Here is a 15,542-nt window from a genome sequence, read left to right on the forward strand (position 1 = left end):
ATATCTATCGAAGCTGTTCCTCCCTAATAATGAGACATTCCCCAGTGTCTCGAACAGCTTTCCATCCCTAATTAAAATTGACATAAATTGTCCCCTTCCATGGCCATCTTGTATTAACGAGATGGTCTATTTTTTATCCACTATTCATTAGACTATGGGACCTCTAACTATGTTCTACCTTCCCTCTATTATTTAAAAAGAGGGAAATTTTTAAAATTCCCATACCTTTCACTTCAAGTTCACATTGAGGTCACATCTATCTTTTATATTATATCTATCGAAGCTGTTCCTCCCTAATAATGAGACATTCCCCAGTGTCTCGAACAGCTTTCCATCCCTAATTAAAATTGACATAAATTGTCCCCTTCCATGGCCATCTTGTATTAACAAGATGGTCTATTTTCTTATCTTAAAATACAATTCAAATTTCCTAACAAAAAAGGAGTGAATCTATTCACTCCTTTTTTGACTTACTTCCTTTGTTCGAACGATATTCTTTTCCCTTATTATCATTACCAGTTATAAACTCCGAACTAAACTCTTGTTGAAACTGCCCTGTTTTTGGTGAGCCTTGATTTCCACTTCCTTGACTCCCGTTGCGATTCGTCATCTTTCTTCCTCCTTTCATCTTCCATCATTGTTAGTATGTCTTTCCTATCCCAATCATACACATCGCATTCTTCTATGTAACAAATTTCAATTTTTCATTTTAGTATGAATAAAAAAACCTCCCTAAAACAAGGAAGGATTCTCGATTAGCCATAGTTCATCTGGCTTTTTTTCTATATAAGTTTTTTCGAAATAGATATCATTAGATGCATTTCTTCTTCAGATAGGGCCGAAAACCTTTCTTTTAAATACTGTTTTTTTGCCAATTCCATTTTTGCAACTAACTCTTTTCCTTGTTCCGTAATTTCCAAATATACAACACGACGATCAGATGTAGAACGTGAACGCGTTACAAAACCTTTATTAATTAGCTTTTCTGTAACAGCTGTAATATGACTGTTTGATACATGTAGTTCATTTGCTACGCGAGAAACCATCTCTTTTTCATTACGATTTAATATACGGAGCACGAGAAATTCATTCCATGGTATGTAATCTCCAAAAATTTTCCCCATATCATTCCGCAATGAACGAAACATAGCAAAAACATTTGCAGATAGATCCTCCATTAATTGTTCGCGATTATGAGACACCGTTTACATCTCCCTTTTATTTCATATAGTTAAATAAAAACATTATGAATTATATTACCTTATATTTTACATTTTGTCATCTTTTTTTCCCATACAATCACTCATAATGTATTCACTTATTTGATAGATACACTCCCAAAACAAAACCCAATAGTAAAAAATCTCCGTTATTCACTAGAGCACGTATCATTTATTATCTATTTGGAAATAAATGATACAGGTTGCTTTTCTAACATGCTGAAACTCACATCAGCCACAAAAAAGGTGCGATTCGTCGCACCTTTTTTGTTTTCACTTCCCATCAAGTATTCATGATATAATAAAATATGAATTTTTTCCTTTTATCCCGCATTAACGGGCAGTCAGACCCCCACCTCCAAATTCAGCGAGAGCAAAGAAGTTAGGTGGGGTGGACTGCCCATAAAAGCTCGATTGATGAGGGCTAATAATCAGCGGGGGATAAAGCCCCCTACTGATTAAAGTTTCACTTTATAAGATGAACTTTTTGGGGGGATATCATGAATCCAGACGAAGAAAAGTTTTCAGATCTAAGTGGAAAAGATAAAGCGATTGTTATTAGTAGTATTACCCTTCTTATAATTATTGCTTTTGCACTCATTTTCTTTATGTATGTCGGAGTTTTTCGTCTCATTGGTGTAGAATATACATCACGAACTGCACTACTTCTCTTTTTTTTATTAGCCCTTATACTAGATGGAATTAGTAGTTTCTTGATTTTATTTTTCAAAGTACTTTTAACCCCTCTGCTCACGCACATGTCAAAATGGCTATCCTTTTTACTGCTTTCCCTCATAGAAATCTCGCTTGATTGGCTCGTTATTCATACTGCAGATGATTGGATAGAAAGTGTAACGATCTCCAATAAAGCTGAACTACTTATTGTCCTTTTCTTTTTTATCTTGGATAAGGTATGGCCTACTGATAACAAAAAGAAAGAGTAAGATTACAAGCATTTCACGATAAAAATTGATACAATAAAAACAAAAATATACTAAAGAGGTGTTACATATGACATTACAACAATGGGCCAATAAGGGTATGTCCTTTGATACATACGTAAATAACATGACTGTGAACCAGTATGAATTACTACATATTTATAATAACTTTTTAATTCCGAACGAATTGCTTCCTGTTTTAGAAGAACGTCAAAACGACGGATGGCGTGTTATTGTACTATCCGCTGATTGGTGCGGAGACGCTCTTCTTTGCGTACCTGTTATGAAACGTATTTGCGAAGTTTCCAATATTGAAATGAGATTACTCATCCGTGATGAAAATTTGGAGTTAATGGATCAATATTTAACAAATGGAACAGCCCGTGCCATTCCAATCTTTATTTTTATTGATAAGGATGGAAAAGAACAAGCGGTTTGGGGACCACGTGCTCCAAAAGTGCAAGAATTAGTAACTTCTATGCGTGCTACATTACCTGAAAAAGATGATCCACAATTTGAAGAAAAACAGAAAGACATGTATGCTAATTTCCGTGCTACATTAGCTGACGACACTTCACTTTGGGAACATGTGATGGAAAATATGATTGAAAAAATAGTAAAATAAAAAAACTGCCAAATGGCAGTTTTTTTATTACATAATGAAGAAATAATAGAACACCGCAGCTAAAATAAAACGATAATAAGCAAATGGTGTTAACTTTACACGAGCTAATAATTTTAAGAATGAAACAATCGCAAGCATTGCTACAAGGAAAGCCGTAATAAAACCAGTTGCAAATAATGTGATATCTGCTGAACTTAATACGTCCCAGCTTTTAATTAAATCTAACCCTGATGCTGCAACCATCATTGGTACCGCTAAAATAAATGTATATTCAGCAGCTGCTGTATGAGATACACGAGCTAATAATCCACCACTGATTGTAGATCCAGAACGTGAAAATCCTGGCCACAATGCTAAACATTGGAACATTCCAATTGTGAATGCTTGTTTATACGTAATCTCGTCCAATGTTTTCGCTGTACTTGGTCTTGAAAATTTCTCAGCAACAATCATTAAAATACCACCAACGATTAAACTGATAACAACGGGTCCTGGTCCAAATAAAACTTCTTTAATTTTACTATGGAATAAAACACCAAGTACTCCTGCTGGAATCATACCAATAATGATATGTAATAAATTTAAAGATGGTCCTTGTGTTACCTTGCCAATCCCAACTAATGACCATAAACGTTTCCAAAATACAACGACAACCGCTAAAATCGATCCCAATTGGATGACAACTTCAAATACTTTCGCTCTATCATCATCAAATCCAATTAAATGTCCTGTTAAAATCATATGTCCCGTTGATGAAACCGGTAAAAATTCCGTTAATCCTTCAACAGCTCCCATGATTAAACCAATTAACCAATCAGCCACGAGTAGTGCCTCCTTACCTTAATACCTTATATATACTTTTTTCACACCTTATCATAATACCTTATCCAATTTCAAAGTGCATCTCTTTTTTCATTCTTTCAAAATATAACAATACATTCACATATGTGTATTTCTTTTCTATTTTCTTATTAAATTGTATGATAGAAAGAGTTTGGTCCTACATAGAAAGGAGCTTTTATGAAAGAAACCAATTCATTTTCACAAAAAATAAAACAATTTGTATTACTATTTTTCCCGATTTTTGTAACGCAAATGTCTTTATTTGCAATGAGTTTTTTTGATACAACAATGTCAGGGCATGCAAGTGCTACTGACTTAGCAGGGGTCGCAATTGGAACAAGTATATGGATTCCGATTAGTACGGGATTAACAGGAATCTTAATGGCTACCACGCCTATTATCGCTCAACTTGTTGGCTCAAAACAAAAAGAGGATGTTCCTCATATCGTGATACAAGCCGTGTATTTGGCAATCGGAGTTAGTTTACTTGTTATTCTCATTGGTTTCTTTGCCGTTTCACCAATTCTAAAAGGCATGCGTTTAGAAGAGCAGGTCGAACACATTGCTTCTCAATTTTTAAGCATTATTGCAATTGGTATCATTCCTTTATTTGTCTATACTGTATTACGTGGGTTTATTGATGCATTAGGAAAAACACGTACAACAATGATTATTACATTACTTTCCTTACCTATTAACATCATTTTAAACTATGTATTTATTTTCGGTAATTTCGGCTTTCCGAAACTAGGAGGCGTTGGTGCAGCAATTGCTTCTACCGCAACATATTGGTGCATTTTATTTATTACGATTATTATTATCCGTACGAAAGAACCGTTTACATCTTTTGGTATCTTCAGGCGCTTATACCGACTTTCTATTTCAAGCTGGAAAGAATTATTAAAACTTGGGGTACCTATCGGATTCGCCATCTTTTTTGAAACGAGTATTTTCGCTGCCGTAACACTCATGATGAGTAATTTTAGCACAACAACAATCGCTGCACATCAAGCAGCAATGAACTTTGCTTCCCTTTTATATATGACACCTTTAAGTTTAGCAATGGCCATGACAATTGCAGTGGGTTTTGAAGTTGGAGCAAATCGCTGTGAAAACGCAAAGCAATACAGTTTTATTGGAATTGGTTTGGCACTTGCTTTTGCCTTGCTATATTCTATCTTACTCTTTTTCTTTGACGATCCAATTGCATCTATTTATACAACAGATATTGCTGTTCATGATTTAGCAAAAGAGTTTCTCATTTTTGCGATTTTATTTCAAATTTCCGATGCAATTGCTACTCCAGTGCAAGGTGCACTCCGTGGTTATAAAGATGTGAATGTTACCTTGATTATGACACTTATTGCCTACTGGATCATTGGTCTACCTCTAGGTTATATATTAGCAACCTATACTTCTTGGGCAGCTAAAGGTTATTGGATTGGTCTTATTATAGGGCTAGCATTTGGAGCTACCTTTCTGCTCGTTCGTCTCTTGCAAGTACAACGTAAATATACATCACAAAAGAGTCGCTAATCATAGCGGCTTTTTTCATCATGCATAGTTCCTCCTTAAACGTGTAACATAATAAAAAAGAAAGGTGTAAATCTATGGATGAAAAGAAAAAACAGCAGCCCTACGATGAAGAGTTTGCTCCTGAAATCTCACCTGGATACAGGCAAGATATTCATAAACCGCCTCAATATAAAAATACTTCCTTTTTAGTTGGGATTGGTATTTTCGGGACAATATTACTTGTACTCATCATTTTCGTCTACTTTTAATGGGAAGGGAACTATATTATGACCAAACAATCCTCACTCTTTTCTAAAAGAGTTGTAAAAACACAAAAAGGTTATGCTGGTGATTCTATAAATGTGCATAAACAAGTCGAACAAGGCAATCTAGAAATTGCAAAAAAAGAAATTGGGCAACAAAACGAGAACCTGTGAATACAAAAGATGTCCCCACTTTTCGGGGACATTTTTATTCTACACGTTACCGTTGCTCAGCAATTTTAAACGTATTATCTTCTTTTATAATCTTCATTCTATAACTTAACTGCATTTCATTTAAACATTATGTCCCTCTCTTTTTTCGATATATTTATTCCATCTTATCACAGAGTTTAAAAATTCTGATAATATTAATGCATATATCCACAAAAAAGGAGAAAATCATATGACATCTTATATGCGAGATATCCAGCAATCACTACCCAATATTCCTATACACTCTTATGAACAAAACGATAATGGCTGGGATAATGTAGCCATTATTATTAACAATGAATGGCTCTTCCGTTTTCCACGTAAATCCCAGTATGCAAAACGAATACCTCGCGAAAAAGAACTATGCGAGATACTTTCTCATTCTTTACAAGGGATAGAAGTTCCCAAATATCACATCTTATATAAAAATGAATCCGATTTAATTCCATATTGTAGTTATTATAAACTCATTCATGGGGAGCCATTAACAGTACAAATAATAGAAAGATTAACTGTAAAAGAACGTGAAACAGTTATCTCGCAGCTTGCTATCTTTCTCGCTTCTTTACATACCGTCCCAATAGAACATGCTGTAAAATGGGGGTTTGATACTGAGAAACCTATCTCATATTGGCGACAGATTCAAACGAAATTACACGTTCATCTTGCTTGCACACTTACATTGTTAGAAAAAAAAGCTTTTGATTGTTTATTCGAGGATTTTTTTGAACATATGTATGCATCTAATTTCCAAAAAACAATGATCCACGCTGACTTTACACATCATCACATTTTATTTGATGGGGAGAAAAGAAGCATTGCTGGTATTATCGATTTTGGTGATGCTCAAATTGGAGATCCTGCCTTTGACTTCGCTGGATTATATAACAATTTTGGTAGTGAATTTACAAATGCCATATATAAACGGTACTGTACTCTCACTTCCCATCATGATTTATCTTTCTTTAAGCGTGTCATTCAATTTTATCAGTATAGTCCATTACTCCATAACCTTGTTTATAACTTTGAAACAAATAACGAACAGGAGATACAGAAGAATCGAAAACATTTACAAACTATACTTCAGGGAAGGAATTAACTTCTTTCCCTATTCTTCTTTTCCTCATATATCATTAATTTTTTATCCATTTCTACAATTAATTTATACATTTGAAACGCCTGCAAAATTTGCAATTGGACCCAAAAAGGAGCCTGTTGTTCTTTTAACCATTGAAATACTTTCACTCCATTTCCCATTAAGTATTCCTCCCATCATAAGTTTCCCTACGTATATACCGTAAATGATGAAAAGCTTTTCATGTCAATACCAAAAAGAGATGCAAATTTGCACCCCTTAATGTAGTATAGTATTCTTCGCTATCAATGCATCTTGCATCTCGTCTACTTTGCATTCATTACGAAAAGCACATCCAATACATTCAGAACAAAATGTACGTTCTGTGTAATGTTCTAATTGCTGTAACATTTCTTTCATTCTATATAAATCGTTCATTCCAGCCATAATATCTTGCTCTTTTGGAACAGATTCATACCTAGTTCCTTCCATTAAATTAACAACTTCAATTCTTTCGGGAAGAATCCCAAAAACTTTGTAGCTAAACACTGCCGTAAGCTTTTGAAAAAGAGCAAGCATTTCTTCATTTGCATCAACAACATACTTTTTAATTACAAACGATTGTGTAGACCATTCACCCACTTCAAACGTTAATGAAATGTGCACACCTAACTCGTCCATATATGTTTGTAACTTCTTATATAAAAATAAAGGTGGTGTTTTACTCGCATCATTTTTCACAAACTGTATTAGATGGTCCGTTAACTTTGCAAGAACAATATAATATTCTGCTTTAGAAGCGAACATTCCAATACGCACTTTATCCCAATGCTTCTCTAATCGTTTTAACAACAGCATTGTTGTTTGTTTTTCTACAGGTGATGTGTAATAGTCAATAATAATTTGATTTACAATCGATTGAACCATTTGTTGCCATTCAAACGAAGAAGGTTCTCTTCTTTTTATATAGCGAAAATAAAACTTATGTGGACAACGCATAAAATCATATAAATGATAATCTGTCATCGTTTTAATTGATATTTTCCCCTGCACCCATCTTCATCTCCCTCTCACCATTAAGAAAGGTGCTTTACAAATTCAGCACCAAACTGAAGACATTTCTCTACATCTTCATCTTCTGGCGTTAGTTCTACTTTTAGCCCTTCCATTACAACTTCAGCACCGCGCTCTTGTAACTTTTCTATTAAGATATCAACAGCTGCCCCGTATTTCGGATAAGCAGAATCACAAGATCCAAATACTGCTGCTTTTTTACCTGCTAAATGAATTTCTTCCATTTCGTCATAAAAATCTAAGAAATCATCAGGAAGCTCACCATCTCCCCACGTATACGCTCCTAAAATAATCCCATCATATTCTTCTAATATAGAAGCTTCTGGCGTCGTCATAATGTCAATCACTTCAATATCATTGCCTGTTTCACGAATCGCTCCAGCTATATGATCAGCCATCTCCTCTGTATTTCCACTCATACTTGCAAAAATCATTACAAATTTATTCAACTGAATCTCTCCCTTGATTATGTATCGCTTCTTCTTCCTTGTTTCCTTTCTTCTCATCTACATATTCAGCACGAATTACACGCCGTTGCTATTCTATATCTTTATTTTTAATTTCCCTTTGCCCAAGGCGAAATATCTTTTTCATCTCTCCCTCATCCATTCTGCACTTGTGAACACATTGATAATAATTATCAATTCCGACTATACTTTTAGATTAAATGAAAATGATTATCAAAGTCAAACACTATTTTCAAAAAAATAATGAAAAGGTACAAGCTTGTCCGCCAGCTATTCATATACTATAAATGAGCATAGTTCTTTCTCAGCCCTCTCTAACGGAAAGAAATAGAAGCAACTGCGATAAGCGCAGTTGCCTTTTTTTGTACTCTCTTAAGCTTTTAGTAAATTCATTGTCGCCTGTAAAAATAACTCTGCCCCATTAATTAAAGCTGATTCATCCACATCAAACTTTGGATGATGATGAGGATAACAAGTTTTGATTTTCTCATTTCCAGTTCCTAATTTAATAAAACAGCCTGGCGCTTTTTTTAAATATGCCGAGAAATCTTCCCCTCCCATCGAAGGAGCTAGCTTTACAATTCTCTCCTCTCCAAACAACTCTACCGCGCTTTCTTCTACTATTTTTGTAATAAACGTATCATTGATAACCGGGTCATATCCATAGCGATATGTATACGTATACGCTGCACCATGTGCCTCTGCAATCCCCTTAGCAATTTGTTCAATCATCTCTTCCGATTCTTTCCTTAGTTTTTGATCAAAGGACCGGACTGTTCCCATTAAATATGCTGTATCAGGAATAATATTATCTGCTGTTCCCCCGTGAAATTGTGTTATGGAAACAACTCTTTGCATAAAAGCGCCTGTATTTCTAGATACAATATGTTGTAAGTTCGTAATGATTTGCGCACCAACTGCTATCGGATCTACTGTTTCTTCCGGCCTAGCAGCATGGCCACCTCTTCCTTTTACTTCAATCGTAAATACATCGGGAGCAGCCATCATAGGCCCATATACAACTCCAATCTTCCCAGTTCCTAATCCAGACATTACATGTAGGCCGATAATATAATCCACACCATCCATCACACCAGCTCTCACCATTTCCTGTCCACCACCAGGATACACTTCTTCAGCATGTTGAAATAAAAGGCGAATTTCTCCTTCCCAATCCTCATTCTTATTTGCTATCGCTTCTGCTGTACCTAATAAAATAGCGGTATGTGCATCATGCCCACATGCATGCATAACCCCTGAAATAACTGATGCATATGGTTTAGACGTTTCTTCCTGAATTGGCAGGGCATCCATATCTGCACGAATTGCTATTACTTTGCCTGCCTTCTTTCCTTTTTTCTTTGCCATCACACTATACCGCGTCGGTCTTGTCACCTCGAAAGCTGAAAATGAACATAATGTATCATATATAAATTGTGAAGTTTTTTCCTCGTGGAATGATAGTTCAGGAAATTGGTGAAAATGTCTCCGCCACTTTATAATATTTTCCTCTGACACATATGTCTGCCATACCTTTTTCAAACGCTCCATTCCTGACAACCTCCTTTTCATTCTTCACATTTCTTATTTCACTGTGATTATTTAATTTCCTTGTAAGATTTTCATTTTCAAAAAATCGATTTATACACTCACAACTCATTAAAAAAAGACAAACCCATTACAAATTCATATAGAATGTAATATAATTGCTAAGTTAGGGATTTTCTTTTTTAGTATTTAGTGCTACTATCAAAAAAGAGCCTTTTTGTCTTAATTTTACCTAAAATGTGGAATTTCGTTTTTTTCACAATGATGTAGGACATGATACCTACATATAGTTACTATTTCATAAGAGAGGGAAAGACATGGAAAGATTAAAAGAGATATGGTCTCGACCACTCACACAATGGTTTGCAAAAACTTTTTATTACCTTGCAATTTTATTTGCTTTGCTTTGGTTGTATGGTTTCCATGATACAAACACAAGCACATTTATTTACAATGAATTTTAGGGTGGGAACGTTATGAAGTTATTAGAACAAATCGAAAAGTGGGCGACAGAAACTCCTGATCAAACCGCTTTCGTTTGGCGAGATGCGAAAATTACGTACAAACAATTAAAGGAAGATTCTGATGCATTGGCGCACTGGATTTCTTCTGAGTATTCCGATGATCGTTCACCAATTATGGTTTATGGCCATATGCAACCTGAAATGATCATCAACTTTTTAGGGTGTGTGAAAGCTGGACATGCTTACATTCCTGTAGATTTATCTATTCCAGCTGATCGTGTACTACGTATTGCTGAAAGTTCTGGTGCGAAGTTACTTCTATCTCCAGTAGAAGTTGCTGTAACTGACTTACCAGTTCGCATCGTATGTGAAGACAACTTAAAAGACATTTTCTTTACTCATAAAGGGCAAACGCCAAACCCTGAGCATGCGGTAAAAGATGATGAGAACTTCTACATTATTTACACATCAGGGAGCACAGGTAACCCGAAAGGTGTGCAGATTACTTATAATTGCCTTGTTAGCTTTACAAAATGGGCGGTTGAAGATTTCAACTTACAAACAGGACAGGTATTCTTAAACCAAGCACCGTTCTCATTCGATTTATCTGTAATGGACATTTACCCATCGTTAGTAACAGGTGGTACACTTTGGGCAATCGATAAAGATATGATTGCACGTCCAAAAGACTTGTTTGCTTCTTTAGAGCAATCGGATATTCAAGTATGGACTTCCACACCATCTTTCGCAGAAATGTGTTTAATGGAAGCTTCTTTCTCTGAAAGTATGCTACCAAACATGAAAACATTCTTATTCTGCGGTGAAGTATTACCAAATGAAGTAGCTAGAAAATTAATTGAGCGCTTCTCGAAAGCAGCAATTATGAATACGTACGGTCCTACAGAAGCTACTGTTGCTGTAACAGGCATTCACGTTACACAAGAAGTTGTTGATAAATATAAATCTCTTCCTGTTGGCTACTGTAAATCAGACTGTCGCCTTCTTATTATGAAAGAAGATGGCACGATTGCACCAGATGGTGAAAAAGGTGAAATCGTAATTGTTGGTCCAAGCGTAAGCGTTGGTTATTTAGGAAGCCCTGAATTAACAGAAAAAGTATTCACAATGATTGATGGTGAGCGCGCCTACAAAACAGGTGATGCTGGCTATGTAGAAAATGGTCTTCTATTCTATAATGGTCGTCTTGATTTCCAAATTAAGCTTCATGGTTATCGAATGGAATTAGAAGAAATCGAACATCACCTTCGCGCGTGTGCTTACGTAGAAGGAGCAGTTGTTGTTCCAATTAAAAAAGGTGAAAAATACGATTATTTATTAGCGGTTGTTGTTCCTGGAGAGCATTCATTTGAAAAAGAATTCAAATTGACATCTGCAATCAAAAAAGAACTCAATGAGCGATTACCAAACTACATGATTCCACGTAAATTCATGTATCAATCTTCTATTCCAATGACACCAAATGGAAAGGTAGATCGTAAAAAATTATTGAGTGAGGTTACAGCATGACCGCATATGGATCATTTTATTTTTTCGCTATAGTGGGCATTTTATTAATACCTACTATCATAGCTGGATTAAAAGGTAAAATGTTGCGTAAATATAATGCCGTTCTAACGTTAGTAATGCTTGCACTTATTTTCTCTGACAAACCGAAGCAAGCAATGATGTTAGCAGTATTTATCATTTGGCAATACATCCTTATTAAAGGCTATTTATTATTAAGAAAACAAAATAATAATACGTCCATGTTTTACATGGCTGTTATTTTATCGATTTTGCCACTAATTCTGGCAAAAATCGCACCATTTGTACATGAATTAAAATTCATTGTATTTGCTGGTATGTCTTATGTAACATTCAGAGCAGTACAAATGGTATTTGAGATTCGTGACGGTTTAATTAAAGAATTCTCATTCTTTAATTTCTGGGAATTTGTTCTGTTCTTCCCAGCTATCTCGACTGGACCTATTGATCGTTATCGTAGGTTCCAAAAAGATATTCAAAAGCCACCAAGTGCTGAAGAATATCAAAAGTTACTCTATACAGGTATTAATCGTATTTTCCAAGGTTTCCTGTATAAGTTTATTATCGCTTATTTATTGCAGAAGCATTTTGTTGATGCAGTATTTGCGAATCAAGATACCATTTTCTCTAATGCGATTTATATGTATAGTTACAGTTTATACCTATTCTTCGACTTCGCAGGTTATAGTGCATTCGTAATTGGTGTCAGTTATATGATGGGTATTAAAACACCAGAAAACTTTAATAAACCATTTATTAGTCGTAACATTAAAGATTTCTGGAACCGTTGGCACATGACCTTATCATTCTGGTTCCGTGATTTTATTTATATGCGCTTTGTCTTTTTCGCAACAAAGAAAAAGCTACTTAAAAATCGCTACACGATTTCATATATCGGTGCATTTTTAAACTTTTTCATTATGGGCGTTTGGCATATTCTAGGTGAACATGTTTACCAGTACATTATTTACGGCCTTTACCATACTGTTTTGTTTATTTCGTTTGATATTTTCGAACGAAAAAACAAGAAACATAAATTTTGGCCAAACAATAAATTCATGCATGTTCTTGCAGTAGTAATTACGTTCCATTTCGTATGTTTCGGTTTCCTAATCTTCTCTGGTCACCTTAACAGATACTTTTAATGAATAGCTTCTTTTCTTACAGCTAAGAAGTTACACATAATATATTTCGGATATAAAGGAGATTTTAAAAATGGCAGAATTTAAAGATCAAGTATTAGATATTTTAGAAGAAGTTTGTGAAAATGATATTGTAAAAGAAAATCCAGATGTACAATTATTTGAAGAAGGTATCCTTGATTCTTTCGGTACAGTATCTTTATTAGTAGAATTCCAAGAACGTCTAGATATCGAAGTATCTATTTCTGATTTTGACCGCGATGAGTGGGCAACACCAAACATGATTATTAAGAAGTTGGAAGATATCCGATGAAAAAAGCAACTTTTGGTCCGATGCTCTTAGCATTGGCCCTTTTTGCTGTATTCTTACTTATCCCAACACGCTTCCTACTTCCACTTGTAAGTGACAAGAAAGTAGAACAAGCTGCAACTTCTCTAAAAGAAGAAAAAATACAAAGTATGATTTTACAGCAAAAAATGTTAGAAGATCCGAAATACCTTCCGATGTATGGTTCATCGGAATTTGCGAGAATGGATGCTTTTCATCCATCCAATTACTTTAAAGTAAAACCTGAAGGATTCACACCATTTCTTCTTGGTCGTGGTGGAACGCAAGACCTTATCCATGTGCTAAACTTTGCATCTACAATGGATCAATTAAAAGATAAAAAAATGGTCTTTGTTCTTTCACCACAATGGTTTGTACCACAAGGCATTGATGAAACACACTTTGCACCTAACTTTTCAAAACAACAAGGCTACCATTTCATTTTTAACAATGATTTAAAGCCTGAAATGAAAAAACAAATTGCAAAACGTTTATTGAACTTTGAGATTGTAAAAAAAGAGACGTTATTAAAAACATCTTTAGAAGGCATTGTCTATGATGATACTAAACATAAGATAAAAGCAATTGCAGCGAAACCATTTGCTTATCTTTACCGTAATATTTTAGATCGCAAAGACATATTTACAGTAATGTTCAATATTAAACCGCATAAAGAACAACTTGATCCAGCATTGAAACAAATGAACTGGAATGAAGCACGTAAACACGCGGATCAAACTGGTGAATTAGAATCAAAATCAAATCAGTATGGTATCGAAGATGATTACTTCAATAGCAAAATTAAAAAGAAATTGAAGCAACGCAAAGATTACTTAAAAAATGACGCTTATGATCACTCTCCAGAATATGAAGATTTACAAATTGCGCTCGATTTATTAAAACAATCTGGTGCAAAACCACTCTTCATTTCTGTTCCTGTAAAAGGTCCTTGGTATGATTATGCTGGATTCCCGAAAGAACGACGCGAATTATACTATAAGAAAGTTCATGAGCAAATTAAACAAGCTGGCTATCCAATTGCTGACTTTTCAAACCATGAGTATGACAAATACTTCTTAAAAGATCATATGCACTTAGGATGGAAAGGCTGGGTATACATCGACGAAGCCATCCAGCAATTTTATAAAGCAAACTAATAAAAAGACCACTTGAATTATTCAAGTGGTCTTTTTGTATATGCTTTGTAAATTTTCTACGGTTACCTTTACTTCTCCCAACACTCGTTCAACAATTTGCTGAGCTGATTCTTTTCTTGCTAATGAAGAAGCTTGTCCAGCCCAGAGTGACATATATTCCCCTTTGTTTTGTTTTGCAGCTTCTTGACGTATTTTAGCGGTTAATACATTTTGAACTGGATACATTGGGAGCATTTCTTCTTTTTCTTCATGTTGTTCTATAAATGTATTTCGAATCCCCCTTGCATATTTTCCAGAAAATGATCTCGTTACAGTTGTACTCGTATCTGTACTGTGCAGTACCGCTTTTTTATGTACATTATGTGTAATACTTTCTTCACTTGTTAAAAATGCTGTTCCCATTTGAATGCCTTCTGCACCTAGTGCCATTGCTGCAACAAGACCTTGTCCATTCATAATGCCTCCTGCCGCTACAATTGGGATATTTGATACTGCGGCTACCATTTGTGGAATTAATGCAAATGTACCGATCATAGAATCTTGTTCTTTCCCAATAAAAGTCCCGCGGTGTCCTCCAGCCTCGCTACCTTGTCCAACAATTACATCTACCTCTAATTCAGCAAGCACCTTCGCTTCTGCCACATTTGTAGCTGTTCCAATTATCTTTATGCCCTCTTTCTTCAACGATACAATTTCCTCTTGTTCTAACGTGTGAAATGCAAAGCTTATAACCGGAACTTTTTCTTCCTTTAACACGTGCAATTGTTCTTTATAACTTTTCGGAAGTTGTAATGATTGATTATACTCATCTATACTTAATTCTTTTCGTAGCGGCTCTAATAAATTTCTTGCTACTTGTACTTTTTCTTCCTCAATTTGTATTTCTTTCGTAAGTAACAAATTTACTGCAAACGGCTTATCTGTTAACTCTCTTATTTTATAAATAGATTGACGAATTTGTTCCGGACTCATATAACCAGCCCCGAGCGTCCCTAGGCCGCCGCTATTACACACAGCCGCAACAAGCTCTGGTGTCGTAATTGCACCTGCCATACCGGCCTGAATAATTGGATACTTTATTTGTAATACATCATTTACTCTGCTTGTAAACATCCTTCTTTC

19 protein-coding genes are annotated in these 15,542 nt (G+C 35.1%); 11 read left to right on the forward strand and 8 right to left on the reverse strand.

All coding sequences use genetic code 11. The annotated features are described in order from the left end of the window. Window positions 1-454: 454 nt before the first annotated feature. Window positions 455-610, reverse strand: coding sequence for a hypothetical protein (locus MHH45_RS09310; protein WP_016113985.1), 156 nt, complete (start codon window positions 608-610; stop codon window positions 455-457). A gap of 172 nt (window positions 611-782) precedes the next feature. After that, the gene (locus tag MHH45_RS09315) at window positions 783-1,202 is read right to left on the reverse strand and encodes a MarR family winged helix-turn-helix transcriptional regulator (RefSeq protein ID WP_003206336.1); all 420 of its coding nucleotides are present in this window, start codon (window positions 1,200-1,202) and stop codon (window positions 783-785) included. A gap of 518 nt (window positions 1,203-1,720) precedes the next feature. On the opposite strand from MHH45_RS09315, the gene MHH45_RS09320 reads away from it, so the two are divergent. Continuing rightward, window positions 1,721-2,164: a YrvL family regulatory protein gene (locus MHH45_RS09320; RefSeq protein WP_016113984.1), complete on the forward strand. Its 444-nt coding sequence runs from the start codon at window positions 1,721-1,723 to the stop codon at window positions 2,162-2,164. 67 nt (window positions 2,165-2,231) lie between these two features. Continuing rightward, the gene (locus MHH45_RS09325; protein WP_088093999.1) at window positions 2,232-2,786 is read left to right on the forward strand and encodes a thioredoxin family protein; all 555 of its coding nucleotides are present in this window, start codon (window positions 2,232-2,234) and stop codon (window positions 2,784-2,786) included. 27 nt (window positions 2,787-2,813) lie between these two features. On the opposite strand, the gene bacA is transcribed toward MHH45_RS09325, so the two are convergent. After that, a complete protein-coding gene (bacA, locus tag MHH45_RS09330) occupies window positions 2,814-3,608 on the reverse strand; it encodes an undecaprenyl-diphosphate phosphatase (protein WP_003196138.1) in 795 nt (264 codons plus the stop codon). Between the two features lie 198 nt (window positions 3,609-3,806). Here bacA and MHH45_RS09335 point away from each other — a divergent pair, with 198 nt between their 5' ends. The 4 genes from MHH45_RS09335 (at window position 3,807) to MHH45_RS09350 (ending at window position 6,719) form a co-directional block, all read left to right on the forward strand. Then, on the forward strand, window positions 3,807-5,165 hold the full coding sequence (locus MHH45_RS09335) for an MATE family efflux transporter (RefSeq protein ID WP_088093998.1): 1,359 nt from the start codon (window positions 3,807-3,809) through the stop codon (window positions 5,163-5,165). Between the two features lie 74 nt (window positions 5,166-5,239). Further along, window positions 5,240-5,413 carry a hypothetical protein gene (locus MHH45_RS09340; RefSeq protein ID WP_016113981.1) on the forward strand — a complete coding sequence of 58 codons (174 nt, stop codon included), beginning with the start codon at window positions 5,240-5,242 and terminating at the stop codon, window positions 5,411-5,413. 18 nt (window positions 5,414-5,431) lie between these two features. Then, window positions 5,432-5,581, forward strand: a complete 150-nt coding sequence (locus MHH45_RS09345) for a hypothetical protein (protein WP_003196135.1) — start codon at window positions 5,432-5,434, stop codon at window positions 5,579-5,581. 229 nt (window positions 5,582-5,810) lie between these two features. Beyond that, window positions 5,811-6,719 (forward strand): aminoglycoside phosphotransferase family protein, encoded by a 909-nt coding sequence (locus tag MHH45_RS09350; RefSeq protein WP_088093997.1) that lies wholly within the window; start codon window positions 5,811-5,813, stop codon window positions 6,717-6,719. Here the strand turns inward: MHH45_RS09350 and MHH45_RS09355 are convergent. The 4 genes from MHH45_RS09355 to MHH45_RS09370 all read right to left on the reverse strand — a co-directional run bounded on the left by MHH45_RS09355 (window position 6,716) and on the right by MHH45_RS09370 (window position 9,787). Beyond that, the gene (locus MHH45_RS09355; RefSeq protein WP_016113979.1) at window positions 6,716-6,877 is read right to left on the reverse strand and encodes a hypothetical protein; all 162 of its coding nucleotides are present in this window, start codon (window positions 6,875-6,877) and stop codon (window positions 6,716-6,718) included. The genes MHH45_RS09350 and MHH45_RS09355 overlap by 4 nt on opposite strands. 97 nt (window positions 6,878-6,974) lie before the next feature. Further along, a complete protein-coding gene (locus MHH45_RS09360) occupies window positions 6,975-7,748 on the reverse strand; it encodes a hypothetical protein (RefSeq protein WP_088093996.1) in 774 nt (257 codons plus the stop codon). Window positions 7,749-7,771: 23 nt separating this feature from the next. Then, on the reverse strand, window positions 7,772-8,218 hold the full coding sequence (locus tag MHH45_RS09365) for a flavodoxin (RefSeq protein WP_016113977.1): 447 nt from the start codon (window positions 8,216-8,218) through the stop codon (window positions 7,772-7,774). Between the two features lie 390 nt (window positions 8,219-8,608). Further along, the gene (locus tag MHH45_RS09370; RefSeq protein WP_016113976.1) at window positions 8,609-9,787 is read right to left on the reverse strand and encodes a M20 metallopeptidase family protein; all 1,179 of its coding nucleotides are present in this window, start codon (window positions 9,785-9,787) and stop codon (window positions 8,609-8,611) included. A 314-nt stretch (window positions 9,788-10,101) separates the two neighbouring features. Here MHH45_RS09370 and MHH45_RS09375 point away from each other — a divergent pair, with 314 nt between their 5' ends. The 5 genes from MHH45_RS09375 (at window position 10,102) to dltD (ending at window position 14,420) form a co-directional block, all read left to right on the forward strand. After that, window positions 10,102-10,248 carry a teichoic acid D-Ala incorporation-associated protein DltX gene (locus tag MHH45_RS09375; protein ID WP_003206349.1) on the forward strand — a complete coding sequence of 49 codons (147 nt, stop codon included), beginning with the start codon at window positions 10,102-10,104 and terminating at the stop codon, window positions 10,246-10,248. Window positions 10,249-10,260: 12 nt separating this feature from the next. Then, window positions 10,261-11,775 carry a D-alanine--poly(phosphoribitol) ligase subunit DltA gene (gene dltA, locus MHH45_RS09380; protein ID WP_088093995.1) on the forward strand — a complete coding sequence of 505 codons (1,515 nt, stop codon included), beginning with the start codon at window positions 10,261-10,263 and terminating at the stop codon, window positions 11,773-11,775. Then, window positions 11,772-12,938 carry a D-alanyl-lipoteichoic acid biosynthesis protein DltB gene (dltB, locus tag MHH45_RS09385; protein WP_016113974.1) on the forward strand — a complete coding sequence of 389 codons (1,167 nt, stop codon included), beginning with the start codon at window positions 11,772-11,774 and terminating at the stop codon, window positions 12,936-12,938. The genes dltA and dltB overlap by 4 nt, the downstream gene beginning before the upstream one ends. Window positions 12,939-13,008: 70 nt before the next feature. Continuing rightward, window positions 13,009-13,248 carry a D-alanine--poly(phosphoribitol) ligase subunit DltC gene (gene dltC / locus MHH45_RS09390; RefSeq protein WP_016113973.1) on the forward strand — a complete coding sequence of 80 codons (240 nt, stop codon included), beginning with the start codon at window positions 13,009-13,011 and terminating at the stop codon, window positions 13,246-13,248. Then, window positions 13,245-14,420 (forward strand): D-alanyl-lipoteichoic acid biosynthesis protein DltD, encoded by a 1,176-nt coding sequence (dltD, locus tag MHH45_RS09395; protein ID WP_016113972.1) that lies wholly within the window; start codon window positions 13,245-13,247, stop codon window positions 14,418-14,420. The genes dltC and dltD overlap by 4 nt, the downstream gene beginning before the upstream one ends. A gap of 21 nt (window positions 14,421-14,441) precedes the next feature. On the opposite strand, the gene MHH45_RS09400 is transcribed toward dltD, so the two are convergent. After that, a complete protein-coding gene (locus MHH45_RS09400; protein WP_016113971.1) occupies window positions 14,442-15,533 on the reverse strand; it encodes an NAD(P)H-dependent flavin oxidoreductase in 1,092 nt (363 codons plus the stop codon). Window positions 15,534-15,542 lie beyond the last annotated feature (9 nt).

Source organism: Bacillus sp. FSL K6-0042 (genome assembly GCF_038006685.1).
GTDB classification, from domain to species: Bacteria; Bacillota; Bacilli; order Bacillales; family Bacillaceae_G; genus Bacillus_A; species Bacillus_A pseudomycoides.

Bases quoted from the DNA above. Each gene is read 5' to 3' on its own strand.
- MHH45_RS09310 (WP_016113985.1), bottom strand. From the start codon at position 610: ATGACGAATCGCAACGGGAGTCAAGGAAGTGGAAATCAAGGCTCACCA.
- MHH45_RS09320 (WP_016113984.1), top strand. From the start codon at position 1,721: ATGAATCCAGACGAAGAAAAGTTTTCAGATCTAAGTGGAAAAGATAAA.
- MHH45_RS09325 (WP_088093999.1), top strand. From the start codon at position 2,232: ATGACATTACAACAATGGGCCAATAAGGGTATGTCCTTTGATACATAC.
- MHH45_RS09335 (WP_088093998.1), top strand. From the start codon at position 3,807: ATGAAAGAAACCAATTCATTTTCACAAAAAATAAAACAATTTGTATTA.
- MHH45_RS09340 (WP_016113981.1), top strand. From the start codon at position 5,240: ATGGATGAAAAGAAAAAACAGCAGCCCTACGATGAAGAGTTTGCTCCT.
- MHH45_RS09345 (WP_003196135.1), top strand. From the start codon at position 5,432: ATGACCAAACAATCCTCACTCTTTTCTAAAAGAGTTGTAAAAACACAA.
- MHH45_RS09350 (WP_088093997.1), top strand. From the start codon at position 5,811: ATGACATCTTATATGCGAGATATCCAGCAATCACTACCCAATATTCCT.
- MHH45_RS09355 (WP_016113979.1), bottom strand. From the start codon at position 6,877: ATGGGAAATGGAGTGAAAGTATTTCAATGGTTAAAAGAACAACAGGCT.
- MHH45_RS09370 (WP_016113976.1), bottom strand. From the start codon at position 9,787: ATGGAGCGTTTGAAAAAGGTATGGCAGACATATGTGTCAGAGGAAAAT.
- MHH45_RS09375 (WP_003206349.1), top strand. From the start codon at position 10,102: ATGGAAAGATTAAAAGAGATATGGTCTCGACCACTCACACAATGGTTT.
- dltA (WP_088093995.1), top strand. From the start codon at position 10,261: ATGAAGTTATTAGAACAAATCGAAAAGTGGGCGACAGAAACTCCTGAT.
- dltB (WP_016113974.1), top strand. From the start codon at position 11,772: ATGACCGCATATGGATCATTTTATTTTTTCGCTATAGTGGGCATTTTA.
- dltC (WP_016113973.1), top strand. From the start codon at position 13,009: ATGGCAGAATTTAAAGATCAAGTATTAGATATTTTAGAAGAAGTTTGT.
- dltD (WP_016113972.1), top strand. From the start codon at position 13,245: ATGAAAAAAGCAACTTTTGGTCCGATGCTCTTAGCATTGGCCCTTTTT.
- MHH45_RS09400 (WP_016113971.1), bottom strand. From the start codon at position 15,533: ATGTTTACAAGCAGAGTAAATGATGTATTACAAATAAAGTATCCAATT.